1 protein-coding gene is annotated in these 1364 nt (G+C 75.7%); it reads left to right on the forward strand.

The genetic code is table 11. The features are described 5' to 3' along the window. Positions 1-1149: D-alanyl-D-alanine carboxypeptidase/D-alanyl-D-alanine-endopeptidase (dacB, locus tag B9S61_RS12660; RefSeq protein ID WP_258039637.1), on the forward strand; the 1149-nt coding region annotated here is incomplete at its 5' end. Positions 1150-1364: the final 215 nt, after the last annotated feature.

Here is a 1364-nt window from a genome sequence, read left to right on the forward strand (position 1 = left end):
CTCGCCGGGGTCCTCGACCCGCTGCTGAGGATCCCGGCGCTCGGCAGCAGCTCCGCCGCCGTGGTCGACGTGGCCACCGGCGAACGGCTGTACGGTGCCGGCCCCGCGGAGGCGGCCACCCCCGCCTCGACCACGAAGATCGCCACCGCTGTCGCCGCGCTCTCCGCCATGGGCGCCGACCACCGCCTCACCACCCGCGTGGTGTACGAACCCGACACGAAAGAGGTCGTCCTGGTCGGCGGCGGCGACCCCACGCTCACCGCCCGCAAGAAGGCCCGCGGTCTCGCCGGCCTGCGGGAGCTCGCCGAGCGGTCCGCCGCCGACCTGGCCGGACGCGGTGTGCGCGAGGTGACGCTGTCGTACGACACGACCCTCTACAAGGGCGCCACGATGCACCCGATCGGGGTCAACCCCAATCTTGCCGCCGTCACCCCCCTGATGGTCGACGAGGGCCGGACCGACGACTCCACCAGCGGTCCCGCCCCGCGCGTCCCGGACCCGGCGGCCGACGCCGCGCGGAAGTTCGGCGAGCTGCTGACGGAACGCGGCATCAAGGTCACGCCGCCCGGACCGTCGAAGGCCACCACCCGGGCCACCACCCTCGCCACGGTCTCCTCGCCCCCGCTCGCCGTCCTCGTCGAACGGATGCTGACCAACAGCGACAACGACCTCGCCGAGGCCCTCGCCCGGCACACCGCCCTCGCCACCGGCAAACCCGCCGACTTCGCCGGCGGCGGCGCGGCGATCACCGCCCGCCTCAAGCGCCTCGGCCTCCCGGTGAAGGGCGCCGACGTCAAGGACGGCAGCGGCCTCGACCGGCGTGGCAGACTCACCGCCGACCTGCTCACCGCGCTGCTCGTCAAGGCCGGCGACCCGGCCCGCCCCGAACTGCGCCCCGCCCTCACCGGCCTGCCCGTCGCCGGCTTCACCGGCACCCTGGCCGGCCGTTACGACGACGGCGCGGCCGGAGTCGTACGCGCCAAGACCGGAACGCTCACCGGCGTGAACACGCTGGCGGGCACCGTCGTCGACAAGGACGGCCGGCTGCTGGCCTTCGCCTTCCTGGCCAACAACACCGCCGGCCCGGAGGCGGCCCAGACCGCCCTCGACAAGGCAGCCACCGCCCTCGCGGCCTGCGGCTGCCGCTGAGGATCGCCAAAAGGGCACGCGAAAGGGGCGCGGGGAACTGCGCAAGGGGGTCCGGGGCGCAGCCCCAGGGACGATGGGGGAGGGAAGGGGCGGCGGGGGCGACGAACCCTCCCGTCGCCCTCCCCCCCCCGCTCCCCTCTCCGACGCGGCTCACCGCGGTCCCGGCCCCCCTCCCGCCCTGCCCGGAACGGGCGAACACCCGCCCCGGCCGCGCC

The sequence above is a fragment of the Streptomyces sp. SM1 genome (assembly GCF_002910825.1).
Taxonomy (GTDB): domain Bacteria; phylum Actinomycetota; class Actinomycetes; order Streptomycetales; family Streptomycetaceae; genus Streptomyces; species Streptomyces okerensis.